Below are 15,998 nucleotides of genomic sequence, written 5' to 3'. Positions count from 1 at the left end.
GCGCGTTCTGAATCGCGCACGGTGGCCGGGTCGATCTGCTGGATCAGGGGGGTGGAATTGCCAAGGCGGGCGCGGTCCTGTGCGATCTGTGTCTGGGCCTGTGCATGGGTGCTGGCCCCTGTGATGCCGATCAGGCCGCAGGAGAGGAGAAGGGTATGCCTGCAGCCATGTCGTGCCGCGAGGGGGAAAAGGAATTTCATGAAAAACATCCCGTCAGGATGGGGCCGGCCATGAATGGCCGGAAAAAAACGGCCCATTGTAACGGGCCACGGCTGATACGGGGGACGGGATGTCAGATGGTCTTGTACATGTTTCGTGTCCATCTCCGGTCAGCCCGCCCGGCGATATTGTGAAGGACAACGGCAGGTCTCCTGGCTTACGGGTCACTGCATTTCATCTCCCTTCCCGGCCGGGGCCAGTGGGTGCCGTATGGCGGCATCAGATGAAATACTCTCCGTTTACAGTTGCGGGTACAGCTGTCGACTAGACCCCCGGATATGATATCCCGCCGGGGTTTACGACATTCCCTTTCTCACCCGTTTGCACGGGACCGCTGACTTATTGATCCGGACTATAGCGTTTACAGTCCATTAGGCAAGGTCGGCCGGGGGTTGCTGGTCCAGCAGTGCTGCAACTTCTTCCATGTCTGGCGCGGCCTGTGCGGCACCGGGGCGGGTGGTGGCCAGCGCGCCGCAGGCGGCGGCAAAGCGCACGGCTTCCCCAATCACCGCCCCGCGCGCCAGTGCGCAGGCCAGCCCTGCATTGAAGCTGTCCCCCGCCGCCACCGTATCAACCGCCCGGACATGGAAGGGCGGGATGAACCCCTGCCCATCCGGTGCGGAATACGCCACGCCGCGATGGCCCAGCTTGATGATGGCCGTGCGTGTGCCGCGTGCATGCAGAATGCGTGCCGCCTGCAGGGCTGTTGCTTCATCGATGGGCTCGATACCCGTCAGGTCGCGGGTTTCGCGTTCGTTGGGGGTCAGGATATCCGCCAGCGCGTACAGGTCTTCCGGCAGGCCATCCACGGGGACCGGTGCAGGGTCCAGCATGACGGGAATGGAGCGTGCGTGGGCCTGCCGGGCTATTGCCAGTACCAGTGCAGGAGACATTTCCATCTGCATCATTACCAGCGTGGCGTGATCCAGAACAGGGCAGAGCAGGGGGCACGCTTCCGCCGCGTGCGTCATGTTCGCCCCGCCATCAACAAGGATCTGGTTTTCCCCCGTGGGGTCGATGGTGATGAAGGCCCGGCCGGTGCCTGCCGCCGGGTCTTTCATAAGCCAGCGTGTGTTGACCCCGGCCTGTTCCAGCGTGGTACGCGCCATGTCTGCCAGCATGTCCGCACCTGTCCAGCCCGCCAGCGCCACGTCCTGCCCCAGCTTCGCCACCGCGATTGCCTGATTGGCCCCCTTGCCTCCTAACCCGGTAGTGGAGGAATGGACATGCAGCGTTTCACCCGGCCGTGCAAAGCGTGCGACATGTACGACAAAATCGATATTGGTGCTGCCAATGACGGCAATATGGGACGTAGGCATGGCGGGAACCCCGGGTAGTGTAAATGAGCATGCAAGGCTTATTTTACCATTCTACCCCGCAATCATACAGGTCCCGGCCCTGAAGGCTGCTGCCTATCGTAAAGAAGTTTTGGTGAAGCTTTTTTCAAAAGGCTTCAGGGAATGTCACCTTTTTCAAAAAGGTGGCACTCAAAAACTTTTGTTATTTTATCAAGTGATTATTCAGGTGCAATCCATTTCACGTTTGCCTGTGTTTCACCATCGCCAAGATGCTGGCACAGCGTGGTCAGGATGGCGCGGGCGGTCTGTTCGAACCGGAATGGCGGGTTGGCGATCAGCAGGCCGCTGCCATTCAGCCGTGCGGGATCAAGCGGTGGCCGCAGGGTCAGTTCGAGGGCCAGCAGGTTGCGCTGTCCCGCGTCCTTCAGCGCGTTGTGGAAGGCATGCGTGGGCGCGCGGTGTTTGATGGGATACCACGCGGCGATGATGCCCGTGGCAAAACGCTGGCGGGCGGTGATGATCGCTTTTGCAAGGGCATGGAATTCGTCCTTCTGTTCAAAAGGTGGATCCATGAGCACCAGCCCGCGCTTCGCCTGCTTTGGCGGCAGCAGGCCGGTGATGGCTTCATACCCGTTGCGACCGTGCACGGAGACGGCGGGGTTACGCCGGAACAGGCGGCGCAGGCTGCGCTGGTCCTCGGGGTGCAGTTCGCAGCAGGCCAGCGTATCGCCCGGCCGCAGCAGGCTTGCGACAATGGCGGGGGAGCCGGGATAGAACAGCCGCCCTTCATGCGATGCAATCGTGGCGCGCACGATATCCAGCCATTCGTCCATGCAGGCGGGTGCGGCGGGATCAGGTGGCACGTCCAGCAGGCGGCCGATCCCATCGCGCCATTCTCCCGTTGACTGGGCTTCGCGGCCCGACAGGTCATACAGGCCGATCCCGGCATGGGTATCAAGGACGGAGAAGGGGGCGGGCTTGCGGCGCAACGCATCAATCAGCGCCACCAGCATGATATGTTTCATGACATCGGCAAAATTGCCGGCGTGATAGCTGTGTCTGTAATTCAAGGTCTGGCCGCCCTACGGATTGCATGCCCCATGTATGGGGTCCGCAGGACTGTTAATGGATCAAGCCGTTTTTTTCCATGCCGGTGCGCATGTTGTCATTCGGTGCACAGAACGGCGTGGTACGGGTGACTGGGCCCGGGTGGCAAATCCTGCCCTGTCGGGCCCGTGCTGCCCATGCGGTTGCGCGGTGTCAGATGACCGGGACGGGTTCGGCCCTGCGTTCCCTGATCCATGCGTCAAGGGATGCGGTATTCATGGGCCGACCAAAGTAATAACCCTGTATGACATCACAATCGATATCGCGCAGCTGGGCGCATTGCGCGGCTTCTTCCACGCCTTCGGCAATGACGGTCATGCCCAGCGTGTGCCCGATGCGGATGATGGCGGTCACCACCTGACGCACATTGCCGGTGCTGCCGAAGCCGTTCATGAAGCTGCGGTCGATCTTGACCTCGCTTATGGGCAGGCTGGCCAGGTTGGACAGGCTGGAATAGCCGGTGCCGAAATCATCCATCGACAGCCCGATGCCAAGGTTGCGGATGGCGGTCGCGGTGGTTACCGTCTGGTCGAAATTCTCGATCATGGCGGTTTCGGTCAGTTCAACAATCAGTCGTTCCGGGGGTACGCCGGTCTGGTGCAGGATGGTCGCCAGTTGCGACACCAGATCGGGGTCCTGAAACTGGATGGCGGACAGGTTGACCGATACGGTCGGCACAGGAATATCGCTGGCGATCCACCTGGCCATCTGTTCGCACGCAACCCGCAGCGACCATACGCCCAGGGCGCGGATCTGTCCGGTTTCCTCGGCCACGGGAATGAACCGCCCCGGTGACACCATGCCCAGAACCGGGTCATCCCAGCGCGACAGGGCTTCCACGCCATGTAGTTCGCCTGTGCGCAGGTTGACCTGTGGCTGGTACACCAGTGTCAGGCGGTTGTCGGCTATGGCTTCACGCAGGGCAGAGGCAAGGATGACATGGTCATCCGCCTGCCGGTTCATGGATGGGTGAAAGAAACGGTAGCAGCACCGTCCCGCCTTCTTGGCCTGCGCCAGCGCGGTATAGGCCTGGCGCAGGGATTCTTCCACATCCTGCCCCTCACCATGGTAGGTACTTATGCCAATGCTGCCGGAAATGCTGACGGGAATGCCATCAACGGTAAACGGCTCTTCAAGGTTATGGATGATCCGTTCAGCCAGAAGGGTGACGTCCGGCGCGTTTTCTTCCGTCAGGACAACGAATTCATCACCTTCCGTGCGTACCAGGACGTCACGTCCCACCATGCCGTGGCGCAGGCGGGTGGCCAGTTCCAGCAGAAGCTGGTCGGCACGCCCCTGTCCCAGCGCCTGCACGATCTTGCGGAAGCGGTCGAGGTCGATGACCATGATGCTGAGTGGTGCGGCCGGTGGCCGGGTCGCCAGTTCCTGCATACGGCGGTTAAGCCACATGCGGTTGGGCAGGCTGGTCAGCCGGTCAGTATAGGACAGGCGGATGATTGAATCCCGGCTGCGCTGCTGTTCAATGGCCAGCATGGCCAGATGCACGCAGGCGCCGACAATGCGCCGGTGCCATGCCCCCGGCTGCCCGGGGGCGCGGAAATACAGCGAGAAACTGCCCGCCACATCGCCATTGCGCAGGATGATGGGTACCGCCCATTCCGCCGCGATCCCGTGCTGGCCTGCCACGTCACGCAGGGTGGGCCAGCGGGTTTCGGTCGTGAAGTCGGGTACGACCACGTCCTGTGCCGTGACGATTGCAGTGCCACAGGCCCCGCCGGCAGTGCTGGCTTCCAGCCCGTCAAAAGCCTGCAATACGGGCATGGGCAGCGCGCCGTGTCCGCCCATGCGCAGGGTGCCGCCCGTGCCCAGCATGACCACCGCCATGCAGTCCGGTGCGATCAGTTCGATACGGCGGCACATGAAATCCAGCATCTCGCGCAGGGAAAGCTGGTCGGTCAATGCTTCGACCACATCACGCTGCAGTTCGCGCAACTGCCGGTCATGGGTAATGTCGTGCAGGATGACGATGATATCGGCAAGCTGCCCATCGGCCCCGTAATGCGGGGTCACTGCGCAGCGCAGCCACAGGTCCTTGCCCTGTCGCCCACGTGTGTGGATATCCAGTTCAAACCCCGTGCGTCGTGCCAGATGCGTCCGGAACTGCCGCAGGGTCGCGATATCGCTTTCCCCACCCGAAAGCAGCGTGCCGAACGGGGCATCATGCAGGGCGGCGGGTTCCGCCCCCAGCAGGTCGGTCATGGCACGGTTGGCGTGGGTGATGCGGTATTGCGGGTCAAGGACCAGAATACCCCGATCCGTCGCCTGCACGATCAGCGCGCTGATTTCAGCGTCCTCGCGTGTCTGTTCTTCTTCCGTGCGGTCAAGTAGTGCTACCAGTTCGTACAGATCGCCATCCCAGCTTATGCTTTCCCGGTACAGGCGTACGGGCATGCCCAGCCCATCCTTGCGGCGCAGGGTGGCGCACCCGTCCTGTGCCGTGGCCCGGTCCTGTGTTGTGGACGTATCCAGCGTGGCCGTGACATCGGCCGCCCTGTCGGGAAAGAGGCGACCCAGACGCGTTTGTGCCAGATCCGTGGCAGTGTAACCGGTCATGGTGCAGGCGCGCGGGTTACCATACACGATGCGGCCCGATACATCCGCCATCATCACGGCCATGGGCAGCTTTTCCAGCAGGGGGGAGGAAATCTGTGTGATGTCCGGCATGATGGCGTCTTTCACAATATAATAACGGGTAATCATGTCCCGGACAGGAAAGGGCTATCGGGGACAGGCAGTACCGTTGGGCAGGGGGAAACGAAAGCGTTATTTTATGTTGATTATATTGCGGCAGTTTTATGGTCTGCCACCCCAACCTCATTACATGAAAAAGTGACGTATTGACTGTCGTGATCGAGCCTGCGGGGCGGTGTGGTCTCAACTGGACTGTCAGTATTCCGGTTTTTCTCCCTTGGCCGGGATGGAGGGCTGTGTCCCCGGCGTCAGGGCATAGGTCAGCAGCACGACGGTCTGTGTATCGCCGCTTTCCCCGCGATGGGTGTCGTTCACGGATTCAGCGAACGCTTCGCCCTGATGGAAAGTTTCCGTCTTTCCGCTGTCCCGGTCATGGATCGTCAGTTGCCCCTGCAGCACATACCCCGCATTGGGTACGGGGTGGGTATGCCACGGCAGGGCGGTATGGGCGGGAATGGTCAGCCGGATCATCATCAGTTCCGGCTGGGTGGCGGGATATTTTTCATACGCCACGCCATTCCATGACTTCGTGGCCTGCAGCAGGATGTCGCGGTGTCCGGATGCAACTGTCTGTGCATGGGCGGGCGGGGTGAGAACGGGTGCAAGTGCCATGCAGGCGGCCAGGACAGGTAGTGATCTGTGCATCTTTCCTCTTTCCGGTCTGTCATCGTTATTACATGACATAGCGTCTGATGGCCCGATGCGGTTCCGTGGCGGTGATCATGGGGGCGTGCCTTTCACATGATCTTGAGACGGAAAGGATATTGTTCTTTCATAGTAATGAATGAGGCCGCTTCATTCTCGCCTGGCGTAGTGTGTTTCTGCCCACCGGGTGGGCGGTACTGTGGGCATGCAGACATGAATAATCCGCCGTGCCTGCCGGTTGGCAGGTCGGGTCCCATGGATTTGGGGATCGGTCAGCATGCCGATTCCCTCCCTTACCCGCTCCCTACGGATTTCATACCCGCTGTTTGCTGATGCTGCCTGATACAAATAGGGAACAATAGAAACAGAAGAAACACGAAAAGCGCCGGAGAGCCAGCGCTTTGATACAGCATGTTATCAATGGATAAGGGAAGATGGTGGAGGGAGTTGGATTCGAACCAACGTAGGCGTACACCAGCGGATTTACAGTCCGCCCCCTTTAGCCACTCGGGCATCCCTCCGGGTTGGCGCGGTAATTACGGGGATTGGCGGGGGGTGTCAATAGGGAGTGTGAAAAACTTCACCCATTCCCGGTTTGGGGACATGACGCAGGCTGCGGTTGGGCTTAAAGAACGGTCATGAACATGCGCACTCCCCGTCGTCGCGGCGCGTCAGCCGCCTCTTCCGCTCCGTCCGCCCGTCCTGCATCCGACCGGGGTGGTCGGGGCGGGCGGGGTGCGGCTTCGGCTCCGCGTGGTACATGCTGGCTGTATGGGCAGCATGCGGTGCAGGCCGCGCTGGAAAACCCTGCCCGCAAGCTGCGGCAGCTTCTGGTCACGGCCGAAGCACAGGAAGCTCTTGCCGCGCGGCTGGAAGGTGGTTTCCCCATCCAGGCCGTACGCACCGAACGTGCCCGCCTTGATACGCTGTGCGGGCCTGATGCGGTGCATCAGGGCATGGCGTTGCTGGTAGATGTGCTGACCCCGCCCGACCTTGATACCGTGCTGGAACGACCTGGTCCCGTTCTGGTGCTGGATCAGGTGACGGATCCACGCAATGTGGGGGCTATCCTGCGTTCGGCCGCGGCATTTGGTGCGGTTGCGGTTGTCATGCAGGACCGCAATGCCCCGGACGAGACGGGAACGCTGGCGCGGGCGGCATCCGGCGCGCTGGAAATCGTGCCGCTGATCCGCGTGGTCAACCTGTCGCGCGTGCTGGACGCGCTCAAGACCCGTGGCCTGTGGGTGGTGGGACTGGACGCGGGCGGCGGCATACTGGATGGCGCGTCCTTCGGCCAGCGTCGCGTGGCCCTGGTGCTGGGGGCGGAAGGGGCGGGCCTGCGTCGCCTGACGCGGGAACATTGTGATGAGATCGCGGGCCTTGCCATGAGCAGCGACATGGAAAGCCTGAACGTATCCAACGCGGCAGCCGTGGCCTTGTATGAAATGTACCGCCATCGCTGAGGATCACGTACAAAATCATGAAAGTTTTTGGGTGCCGCCTTTTTTTTAAAAGCTTCACCAAAACATCCTTGGATTTTCAGGGTATCGTATGGATGCCCCTGTAAAGCTGCCCTGAAGATTTGCGGGCTGTTCCATAAGCGGATTTTCTACACGGTTTGTGGATGATGCTGCAGGTCCGCTTGGCGGCCACGGGCCCGGGCGGATCATGAAAAACTATTTATGTTATAACGCATGGATTTGTTGCGGCATTCTTGTCATTCGGGATGAATGACACGACCGCGTGATACGACCCGTCCGAATGGCGACAGACTGATGGCCCGCTGCCTGCGTGTCTAGTGTCATGGGTGGCTTCCTGCGCCGTTTCCGGTGGTTGTATGCCCCGCGTGCGGCGGATTTCGGCTTTGCGCTCCGTACCACCATCGCGGCCCTGCTGGCGCTGGTTTTTGCCTTGTGGATGGAAATGGACGATCCGCAATGGGCAGCCATGACCACATGGATCGTGGCCCAGAATTCGCGCGGACAGAGCATGTCCAAGGCACGGTGGCGGTTGTTGGGCACGGTATGTGGCGCCGTGGTGGGGGTGGCCCTGATCGCGGCCCTGCCGCAATCATCATGGCTGTTCTTCCCGGTGCTGGCGGTTTGGGTGGGGATATGTTGCGGTCTTGCGACCTTCCTGCGTAATTTCCATTCCTATGCGCTGGTGCTCATGGCGTTCACCAGTGGCCTGATCGCGCTGAATGCGGCGAATGACCCGCGTGATGTGTTCGCCATCGCCATGTCGCGTTCAACTTACATCTTCCTTGGCATCCTGTGTGAAAGCGGACTGGCGTCTGTGTTCGCGCCCAATCTGGCCGATGTTGCGCACCGGGAAATTACGCGCCGCGTCGCGGCCGGCGTGGGGCAGGCGGCGCAGGCCCTGACGGGCATGATGGTGGGACAGGATTCCGGGTTCCTGCGTTCACGCACATTGCTGGGGTCCGTCTTTTCCATTGCGGACCAGATTGAGTTCAGTGAAGTGGAAATGCGGCACCGCACCCATGCCGGTGATCATGCGCGCGCGGCACTTGCGGCGGTCGCGGTGGTGATGTCGCGCGGGTTGGGACTGGCTGCGCGCATACGGGAGGCAGGCAGCGTGCCGCCCGGCTTTGCCATCCCGCTGGCCACGGCAAAGGCATTGTTTGCCGATATTCAGGCACGGATGGATGGCCCCGATCCCGTTGCTGCCGTGCCGGACCTGCGCGCGCGTATCCGCATGCTGGGGGCGGAATGCCGCCAGCAGCTGGTCAATGACATCATTGCCGTCAGCGGACCCGTGCGCATGGATGAAGCCGGGTCGCAGGCACATCTGGACGGGTATATCCTTAATGCCTCGCTCGGGGTGCTGCTGGTCCGACTGGATGCGGCGCTGGTGCATCTGGCCGCGACGCAGGTGGCTCCGGTCCATGACCATTTCCACTTTTCCACCCCGCCGTGGCGGGACCGGACGGATGCCTGGCATAACGGTGTGCGTTCTGCCGGCGCGGTTCTTGCGGGCGGGCTGGTGTGGGAAGTGACGGGCTGGCCCGACGGGCCGACATTTGCCATGTTCGTGGTGGTGACATGCAGCCGCTTTGCCGCGAATGAAAACCCGGTGCAGGACAGTCTCGGCTTCCTGCGGGGCGCGGTGTGGGCAGCGGTGGTGGCGGCGGTCCTGACCTTTGTCGTGCTGCCCCGTCAGGCAGTGTGGGAAACACTGGTCGCGTCGCTGTTTCTGCCCATGATGGTGGGTGGCCTTGCGTTGCGTGACGCCCGCACGGTGGGTACGGCAGCGCCCTATAACAATTTCCTGCCGTTCATGGTCTATCCCGGCAACCAGTCGCGGCTGGATGAACTGACCTTTTTCAATACCAACAGCGCGGTCGTGCTGGGGATATGGTGCAGCGTGCTGGTGTTCCGGCTGGTGCTGCCATTTGATCAGGATGCGGAACGCTGGCGCATGCGCCGCCAGATGGTGGGTGACCTGCGCCGTATCGCCCGTACGCCCGCCATTCCCGATACAGGCGCATGGGTGAATACGCTGACCGCGCGTTTTGCCCGTCTGGTCCGTCATTCCACCTCCATGTCAGATATACAGACCAACGCCTATCTGGATGGCGTGCTGGCGGTCATGACCGTGGGGCTGAACCTGATCCGGCTGCGGCGCATGCTGGACCGTGGCAGTCTGCCGCCTGATGCCCGACAGGCGGTGGAACACACGATCGCAGGTTTTGCCGCATGGCGGGGCCAGCCGCCTGCCGGTCTGGCCCATACAGTGGCGGATGCGCTGGCCTGCGTGCGGGCGCGTGTGGCGGCGGAGGGGAACCTGTCGCGTCGCCTCGATCTGGGGTGGAGTGTCGCCTATCTGGAAATACTGGTGCGTGAACTTGTGGCCCATGCCCGTTTTTTTGATATTACCCACCGTTTCCACGCCCCGCCCGATTCGCGACCGGCCGGACCGGGCATGAACCCGTACCAGCCTGAAGGAACTACCCATGACCATCAAACGCCTGCAACCTGAGGAACGACTGACTGGTGCCGTCGTGCATGGGAAGACCGTCTATCTGGCCGGGCAGGTGGCCGATGATCCCACCCTTGATGCCGAAGGCCAGACGGCGGATATCCTGCGCCAGATTGACGCCCTGCTGGCGGAAGCGGGGACCAGCAGCGCGCGTCTGCTGTCGGTGCAGATTTTCCTGAGCGACATGAACGATATGGCTGCGATGAACCGCGCATGGGATGCGTGGCTGGACCGTGACGCCAAACCTGCCCGCGCAACGGTTGAAGCCCGTCTGGCCGATCCGCGCTGGAAGGTCGAAATTACCGGAATCGCAGCCCTGCCCTGATCTACGGGCGGCCCTGAAGGCCGGTTTTCATGCAACCGTCGGGGTGGGCGGGCTGTTCAGATTCGTGAATGCGGTTCCACCGACCCACCCACGACAGGAAGCAGACCACCATGCCAGATGATAACAGCCATGCCTCATCCCGCCGCCAGATCCTGACAGGTGTGGCGGCGGCCGGGCTTGTCTCGGCCGCCGGTGCCCGCCAGTCCAGTGCTGCCGCCGAAATGGCGGCCCCCATGCCCCCGCTGGTGGATCCGGAAAATGCCTATCCCCGGCCGCCGTTTCCACAGCAGTCGCAGCCATGGCCCGGCCTTGCGGGCAAGATGACGCCACGGCCCGACCATGGGGAAACCAGCTACCGTGGCTCTGGCAGGCTGGCGGGACGCAAGGCGCTGATTACCGGCGGTGATTCCGGCATTGGCCGCGCTGCCGCCATCGCCTATGCGCGCGAGGGGGCGGATGTGGCGATTGCCTACCTGCCAGCCGAAGAACCCGATGCGCGGGAAGTCATTGCCCTGATCCGCGCAGCCGGGCGCAAGGCTGTGGCGCTGCCCGGTGACCTGCGGGACCGCAAATACTGCGATACCCTTGTGCAGCGCGCGCACCAGGAGATGGGTGGACTGGACATTCTGGTCAGTAATGCCGGTCGCCAGCGCCATCAGGACAGCATCCTCGATATCAGCGATGAACAGTTTGACGAAACCTTCCGCACCAATATCTACGCACTGTTTTATCTGAGCAAGGCGGCCATCCCTCTTATGCCGCGCGGGGGTGCGATCATTGCCACGGCATCGGTCAACGCGTTCAGCCCGTCCGAAATCCTGCTGGATTATTCCGCGACCAAGGGGGCGATTGTCGCCTTTGTCAAATCACTGGCCAAGCAGATGGTCCACCGTGGTATCCGCGTCAACGCCGTGGCCCCTGGTCCGTTCTGGACCGCGCTGCAGGTCAGCGGTGGCCAGACGGAGGATAACATTCACAATTTTGGTGGCGAAACCCCGATGGGCCGCGCGGGGCAGCCTGTGGAACTGGCACCCGTCTATGTATTGCTGGCATCGTCAGAAGCCAGTTACATTACCGGTCAGGTTTATGGCGCCGCCGGTGGGACGGGTGTGGGCTAGCGGCATGTAATGTCCTTGCAGCATCATCCCCGCAATGGCACATGGCATGGATGCGTATCATTATGTCCTGCCTGCTGATGCTGCTGGGGGTTGCAGCATGTTATTACGCCTTTGGCATGATTGCCGATGCCGGACGTTTCATTTCCGATTCCCATCCCTGGTAAGCACGGGCAGCATTTTGCCTGCACTGCGGGTTCCAGTCATGAAACGTGCAGAGTTTTTTGAAAACAGCTGATTGATAAGAAAGATAAAATGTTGAGGGTGCCCCCTTTTTTTAAAGGGGGGCGTTCTCCGAAGCTTTTTGAAAAAAGCTTCACCAAAAACTTCCTTGGATTGCAGACTGTTTCCCGGGCCGATTTTTCAAACTGCCCCTCATATCCGCTGGATGCGGGGCGGGACCGGTTCCTCCGCCCGATCATGTTTTATGTTGCGCCGTGTTACGGATCATGCACCCAATCATGCATTCACGGCGTTATTCATTACTTCAGCAACAGAAGATTTTCCGCAGGCCCTGCCTGTGGTTGGAGGTCGACATGATCCGTTTTCCTGCCCTGCCCGCCCTTGTCATCGCCAGTATTGTGGCGGCATCCCCCGCCCTTGCGGCCACAGTGCGGCTGGAAGGTCATTTCACTGCGGAACATGGCACGACCAGCCAGCCCGATGGCACCGTGCAGGCCACGCTGAATACGCGCACGAACCTGGTGAAATATACCCTGACGTGGACGGGGCTGAGCGGCCCTGTGGTGGCCGCCCATTTCCATGGTCCTGCCCCGGCAGGTGAGGAAGCAGGCGTACTGGTGCCCATTCCCAGCCCCTATAAATCCGGTCAGCACGGGTCCGTCCTGCTGTCGGCCGAACAGGCGCAGGCCCTTCAGAATGGTCAGGTTTACGTCAACCTGCATACTGACGCCCAACCCAATGGCGAGGCCCGCGCCCAGCTGGCACCGGTTCGTCCTGGCGAGGGAAAATAAACCGCAACCCATTGGGATCATGTCCATGATATAGTTTGCATGGCTGCTATTTGTGCGGCACAGTGCAATGGTGACATGGAAATCATGTCTGTCACGTAAGGACGCGGGGTGATCCCCGCCCGCCAGAAGTCATGGAGTTCGCTTTTGCGCCTAGCATCTCTGGCCGCCGTGGCGGCTGCTGTGTCCCTGTCCGGTATCACCCCGTTCACCTGTGCCCATGCGGCGGATGCGCTGGGGGAGCATACGGCAACGATCGCCTTTACCCTGTCAGCCGCCGATCTGGGGGCGGGGATGTCATGGGGAAAGGGTGTCCTGACATTTGAAGGGCATGACTATTCTTTCCGCATCCGTGGCGGCTCGGGTGCGGCCATCGGCTTTTCCAGGACCCATGCCATCGGCACCGTCTACAATCTGTACCGCATTCAGGATATCGAAGGCACGTACTGGTCCGTGCAGGGCGAGGCGACGGTTGGCGCGGGGAAGGGTGGTGCCGTCATGGAAAATAACAACGGCATCTATATCAAGTTCACATCGCGCAGCAGTGGCGCACGGCTGGCGTTTTCCGTTGAACGCCTGACCATACACCTGACACCTGATGCAAAGACCGCATCCGTCTCCGCCCCCCGGCTACCACCCCTGCTTCACATGAATAGGCAGGTCGCCCCCTGATCGTGCATGGTAGGCGCCATCATGAAAACAGATGGAGCCACCAGCATGACAGAAGACACCCATACCTTTGGCGATGGCCAGCTTGCGGCCAGCGTGCGTGCCCACGGGGCAGAACTGTGTGCCCTGCGCGCGGGCGGGCGCGACCTGTTATGGGGCGGGGGTGATCCGTGGCGTCGGCACTCACCCGTGCTGTTTCCCATCGTGGGGCGACTGGTGGATGACGCGGCATGGGTGAATGGGCAGGCGTACCGCATGACCCAGCACGGATTTGCCCGGGACTGCACGTTCCGCTGGCTGGAACGTGACGAAACGGGTTGCCGCCTTGAACTGTCCGATACGGACGCCACGCGCAAAATCTATCCCTTTGCTTTCAGCCTTGTCATTGAATACCGCATTGAACAGAGCAGGCTGCGGGTTGGGTACTGCGTGACCAATCCCGATGCGCATCGTGTCCTGCCCGCATCGCTGGGCGCGCATCCCGCCTTTATATGGCCGCTGGCCCCCGATATGCCCAAGGACCGGCATATCATTGAATTCGACCAGCCGGAGTCTGAGGGTGTGCGCCGCCTGAAAGATGGCCTGCTGCTGCCTGATACCTTCCCCTCCCCGGTCACAGGGCGGGTGCTGCACCTCGACGAATCCCTGTTCGCGGCGGATGCGCTGATTTTTGACCAGCCCACCAGCACGGGGCTGACCTACTGTATCCTTGGTGGCCCGGGCCTGCGCCTGACATGGGAAGGCTTTCCACAGCTGGGCATATGGATGAAGCCCGGCGCTGATTTTCTGTGCATCGAACCGTGGCATGGCATGGCCAGCCCGGTCGGATTCAAGGGCGATTTTTCCATGCGCCCGGGCGTGTTCCACCTGCAGCCCGGACAGGAATGGCGGGCTTCGTGGCAGGTTGGCTGCATCTGACTCCATGGGTCTTCCGGCAGGTGTCTTTTCCATGCAACACCTGTCGGAATAAGCTTTGCGAAAAAAGCATGGATCACCCCGGAAATCTGCGAAAATATCGTATTTCCAACCCCCCGGTTGCGTCGTAGCGTGCGCGCAGGAGCAGCATGCGGCAGTCTCGCCCGCTAGGCTCACGGGAAACGCCTTGATGCGTAGTTTTTCTCCTGTCCCCGCCGTGGGATTTTCCCCTTCTTCCAATTCCCTCCCGGTCCGGTCCATGCGTCAGCGCGTCGTGGGCTGGGTGGGTGCCGCCTACCGCAAGCAGGGGATGATGCTGCTGGCGACATTGCCCAGTATCGCGGTGCCTTCAGGCTGTCATGCGGGGATGGAGGGATCGCCCTCCCTGCTGGCGCTGCGGGGCTGGGACCGCTCCTGACTGCCATGGCCCACAGGCGGGCTGATCCTGCATCATGATGATATGGCGGCGCATTCCGGTGCGCCGCCATATTCATTGGACGATACATGACAGGAGCGTAAAATACACCTGACAGGCAGCCATGTGGGGGAGCAGCGAAAGGACATGGGTAAACATACGCCACGACGTACGGCATGGCTGGCGGTTGCCATGCTGGCGCAGATGGGAACAGCCCATGCGGCCACGACCGCGTTCAACAAGCTGCCTGATTATGAGAAATTCGGCATTACGGTCACCAGCGCCTATCACGTGCGTCGGTGCGGGGTGACGGTCACGATCAACCAGTCCCGTTTTATCGACAGTGCCAGCGCACTGGAAAACGAAGGGATTCTCGATAACGTCACACCCGCGGTCATCAGCGCGCGGCCTGCCTATTATATTGGGCAGGCCATGCATGAAATCGTGCCGACCATCATTTACCATACCTTCCTGCGCTATACGGATGCGGTGAACTGTCACTTCGTCTTCCATACGAAAGGCGGCGGCGGTGAGGACGAGGCGTTATATGGCATTGAGGAAAGCGCATCCCCCGCGTTCCTGAGTTTTGTCGTGAACAGCCATACCCATACGCAGGTGGACTGGTACAAGGCCAGTTTTGACGAAATCCGCGAAGTAGCTTCCAGGTTCGAGGAAGACCCGGCCTATGCCGCCCCCCTGACGCCGGAGGAAGGGGGTGTGACGCAACCCACGCCCGCAGACCCCGATAGCATCCAGGACGTGACAGACCGCCTGCAATGAACGAAAGAGGGGGCATGACTTCCATGCCCGAATTTTCTCCCGCCTTCAGGGAGCAGCTGCAAGACCTGTTCCGCTGGCGGCGTGATGTGCGCCATTTCCGCCGTGATCCGTTGCCCGAACCCGTGCTGGATGGTCTGCTGCGCACTGCCTGTCTTGCTCCATCGGTGGGATTAAGTGAACCATGGCGTTTCGTGCGGGTGGATGACCCGCACCGCCGCGCGGCGGTGCGCGAGGATTTTGCCCGCTGCAACGCCCGTGCCCTGTCGGACCGCGCGGGAACGGATGCACAGCGTTATGCCCGGCTGAAACTGGCGGGACTGGATGACGCACCGCATCACATCGCGGTCCTGTCCCACCCCGAACCCACACAGGGGCGTGGCCTGGGTCGGGGGACCATGCCACAGACCACCACATGGTCCACGGTCATGGCCATCCATACGTTCTGGCTGGCGGCCACGGCATCGGGAATCGGTGTTGGCTGGGTGTCCATCATCGACCCCGAACGGATCAGGGCCGTGCTGGATATGGACCCCACGCTGGAGCTTGTGGCCTATCTGTGTGTGGGCTACCCGGCCCAGCCTGCCAGCACGCCGGAACTGGAACGGCGCGGGTGGGAAAGGCGCGCGCCCGAACGCCGGGAATGGATCCGGCGCTAGGGCCATCGGTTCCATCAGATCCGGCGCGATGGCGGCCCATATTACGGGATATGTCCGGTTCACCCTTAAAAAAACTTTTTGAAAATAACATTTTGGGGGCTGTTGGGAATTGAGTTTTCTAAAGGGCCATGATGTGTTTCAAAGACCATATGGATCGCTTCATACTGACGGA

Annotated in this window: 14 protein-coding genes, 1 tRNA gene, 1 pseudogene and 1 riboswitch; of the genes and pseudogenes, 10 read left to right on the top strand and 6 right to left on the bottom strand. The window is 61.3% G+C overall.

The annotated features are described in order from the left end of the window. The 6 genes and pseudogenes from MSKU9_RS10135 to MSKU9_RS10110 all read right to left on the bottom strand — a co-directional run. Positions 1-200, bottom strand: a pseudogene (locus tag MSKU9_RS10135) (carbohydrate porin); the annotation flags it as partial. A 144-nt stretch (positions 201-344) separates the two neighbouring features. After that, positions 345-570: riboswitch (cobalamin riboswitch) on the bottom strand. Positions 571-590: 20 nt separating this feature from the next. Then, on the bottom strand, positions 591-1,538 hold the full coding sequence (locus MSKU9_RS10130; protein ID WP_141261342.1) for a ribokinase: 948 nt from the start codon (positions 1,536-1,538) through the stop codon (positions 591-593). A gap of 197 nt (positions 1,539-1,735) precedes the next feature. Beyond that, positions 1,736-2,587, bottom strand: a complete 852-nt coding sequence (locus MSKU9_RS10125; RefSeq protein WP_227001036.1) for a 23S rRNA (adenine(2030)-N(6))-methyltransferase RlmJ — start codon at positions 2,585-2,587, stop codon at positions 1,736-1,738. Positions 2,588-2,777: 190 nt separating this feature from the next. Further along, positions 2,778-5,309 carry an EAL domain-containing protein gene (locus MSKU9_RS10120; RefSeq protein ID WP_227002454.1) on the bottom strand — a complete coding sequence of 844 codons (2,532 nt, stop codon included), beginning with the start codon at positions 5,307-5,309 and terminating at the stop codon, positions 2,778-2,780. Between the two features lie 222 nt (positions 5,310-5,531). Continuing rightward, entirely contained in the window at positions 5,532-5,981 is a 450-nt protein-coding gene (locus tag MSKU9_RS10115; protein WP_141261340.1) for a cupin domain-containing protein, read from the bottom strand. A 435-nt stretch (positions 5,982-6,416) separates the two neighbouring features. Beyond that, positions 6,417-6,502: transfer RNA gene (locus tag MSKU9_RS10110), tRNA-Tyr, on the bottom strand. Positions 6,503-6,619: 117 nt separating this feature from the next. Here MSKU9_RS10110 and rlmB point away from each other — a divergent pair. The 10 genes from rlmB (at position 6,620) to bluB (ending at position 15,826) form a co-directional block, all read left to right on the top strand. Then, positions 6,620-7,444 (top strand): 23S rRNA (guanosine(2251)-2'-O)-methyltransferase RlmB, encoded by an 825-nt coding sequence (gene rlmB / locus MSKU9_RS10105; RefSeq protein WP_141261339.1) that lies wholly within the window; start codon positions 6,620-6,622, stop codon positions 7,442-7,444. A gap of 328 nt (positions 7,445-7,772) precedes the next feature. Continuing rightward, positions 7,773-9,980, top strand: a complete 2,208-nt coding sequence (locus MSKU9_RS10100) for an FUSC family protein (protein ID WP_227002453.1) — start codon at positions 7,773-7,775, stop codon at positions 9,978-9,980. Next, a complete protein-coding gene (locus MSKU9_RS10095) occupies positions 9,955-10,305 on the top strand; it encodes a RidA family protein (protein ID WP_141261338.1) in 351 nt (116 codons plus the stop codon). The genes MSKU9_RS10100 and MSKU9_RS10095 overlap by 26 nt, the downstream gene beginning before the upstream one ends. A 110-nt stretch (positions 10,306-10,415) precedes the next feature. After that, entirely contained in the window at positions 10,416-11,423 is a 1,008-nt protein-coding gene (locus MSKU9_RS10090) for an SDR family oxidoreductase (protein WP_305067311.1), read from the top strand. Between the two features lie 533 nt (positions 11,424-11,956). Continuing rightward, positions 11,957-12,394, top strand: a complete 438-nt coding sequence (locus tag MSKU9_RS10085; RefSeq protein WP_141261337.1) for a CHRD domain-containing protein — start codon at positions 11,957-11,959, stop codon at positions 12,392-12,394. 144 nt (positions 12,395-12,538) lie between these two features. Next, entirely contained in the window at positions 12,539-13,063 is a 525-nt protein-coding gene (locus MSKU9_RS10080; protein WP_193557681.1) for a hypothetical protein, read from the top strand. Between the two features lie 45 nt (positions 13,064-13,108). Further along, a complete protein-coding gene (locus MSKU9_RS10075) occupies positions 13,109-13,978 on the top strand; it encodes an aldose 1-epimerase family protein (RefSeq protein WP_141261336.1) in 870 nt (289 codons plus the stop codon). A 187-nt stretch (positions 13,979-14,165) separates the two neighbouring features. After that, positions 14,166-14,393 (top strand): hypothetical protein, encoded by a 228-nt coding sequence (locus MSKU9_RS10070; protein WP_193557680.1) that lies wholly within the window; start codon positions 14,166-14,168, stop codon positions 14,391-14,393. A gap of 144 nt (positions 14,394-14,537) precedes the next feature. Further along, positions 14,538-15,170, top strand: coding sequence for a hypothetical protein (locus MSKU9_RS10065; RefSeq protein ID WP_141261335.1), 633 nt, complete (start codon positions 14,538-14,540; stop codon positions 15,168-15,170). A gap of 14 nt (positions 15,171-15,184) precedes the next feature. Further along, entirely contained in the window at positions 15,185-15,826 is a 642-nt protein-coding gene (gene bluB / locus MSKU9_RS10060; protein WP_193557679.1) for a 5,6-dimethylbenzimidazole synthase, read from the top strand. Positions 15,827-15,998 lie beyond the last annotated feature (172 nt).

It is taken from the genome of Komagataeibacter diospyri (genome assembly GCF_006538165.1).
Lineage (GTDB): Bacteria > Pseudomonadota > Alphaproteobacteria > Acetobacterales > Acetobacteraceae > Komagataeibacter > Komagataeibacter diospyri.
Note: the sequence above shows the minus strand (reverse complement) of the source record. Positions and strands in the feature narration are given on the sequence as shown.

Bases quoted from the DNA above. Each gene is read 5' to 3' on its own strand.
- MSKU9_RS10090 (WP_305067311.1), top strand. From the start codon at position 10,416: ATGCCAGATGATAACAGCCATGCCTCATCCCGCCGCCAGATCCTGACA.
- MSKU9_RS10065 (WP_141261335.1), top strand. From the start codon at position 14,538: ATGGGTAAACATACGCCACGACGTACGGCATGGCTGGCGGTTGCCATG.
- rlmB (WP_141261339.1), top strand. From the start codon at position 6,620: ATGAACATGCGCACTCCCCGTCGTCGCGGCGCGTCAGCCGCCTCTTCC.
- MSKU9_RS10095 (WP_141261338.1), top strand. From the start codon at position 9,955: ATGACCATCAAACGCCTGCAACCTGAGGAACGACTGACTGGTGCCGTC.
- MSKU9_RS10120 (WP_227002454.1), bottom strand. From the start codon at position 5,309: ATGCCGGACATCACACAGATTTCCTCCCCCCTGCTGGAAAAGCTGCCC.
- MSKU9_RS10075 (WP_141261336.1), top strand. From the start codon at position 13,109: ATGACAGAAGACACCCATACCTTTGGCGATGGCCAGCTTGCGGCCAGC.
- MSKU9_RS10130 (WP_141261342.1), bottom strand. From the start codon at position 1,538: ATGCCTACGTCCCATATTGCCGTCATTGGCAGCACCAATATCGATTTT.
- MSKU9_RS10085 (WP_141261337.1), top strand. From the start codon at position 11,957: ATGATCCGTTTTCCTGCCCTGCCCGCCCTTGTCATCGCCAGTATTGTG.
- MSKU9_RS10070 (WP_193557680.1), top strand. From the start codon at position 14,166: ATGCGTAGTTTTTCTCCTGTCCCCGCCGTGGGATTTTCCCCTTCTTCC.
- MSKU9_RS10115 (WP_141261340.1), bottom strand. From the start codon at position 5,981: ATGCACAGATCACTACCTGTCCTGGCCGCCTGCATGGCACTTGCACCC.
- bluB (WP_193557679.1), top strand. From the start codon at position 15,185: ATGACTTCCATGCCCGAATTTTCTCCCGCCTTCAGGGAGCAGCTGCAA.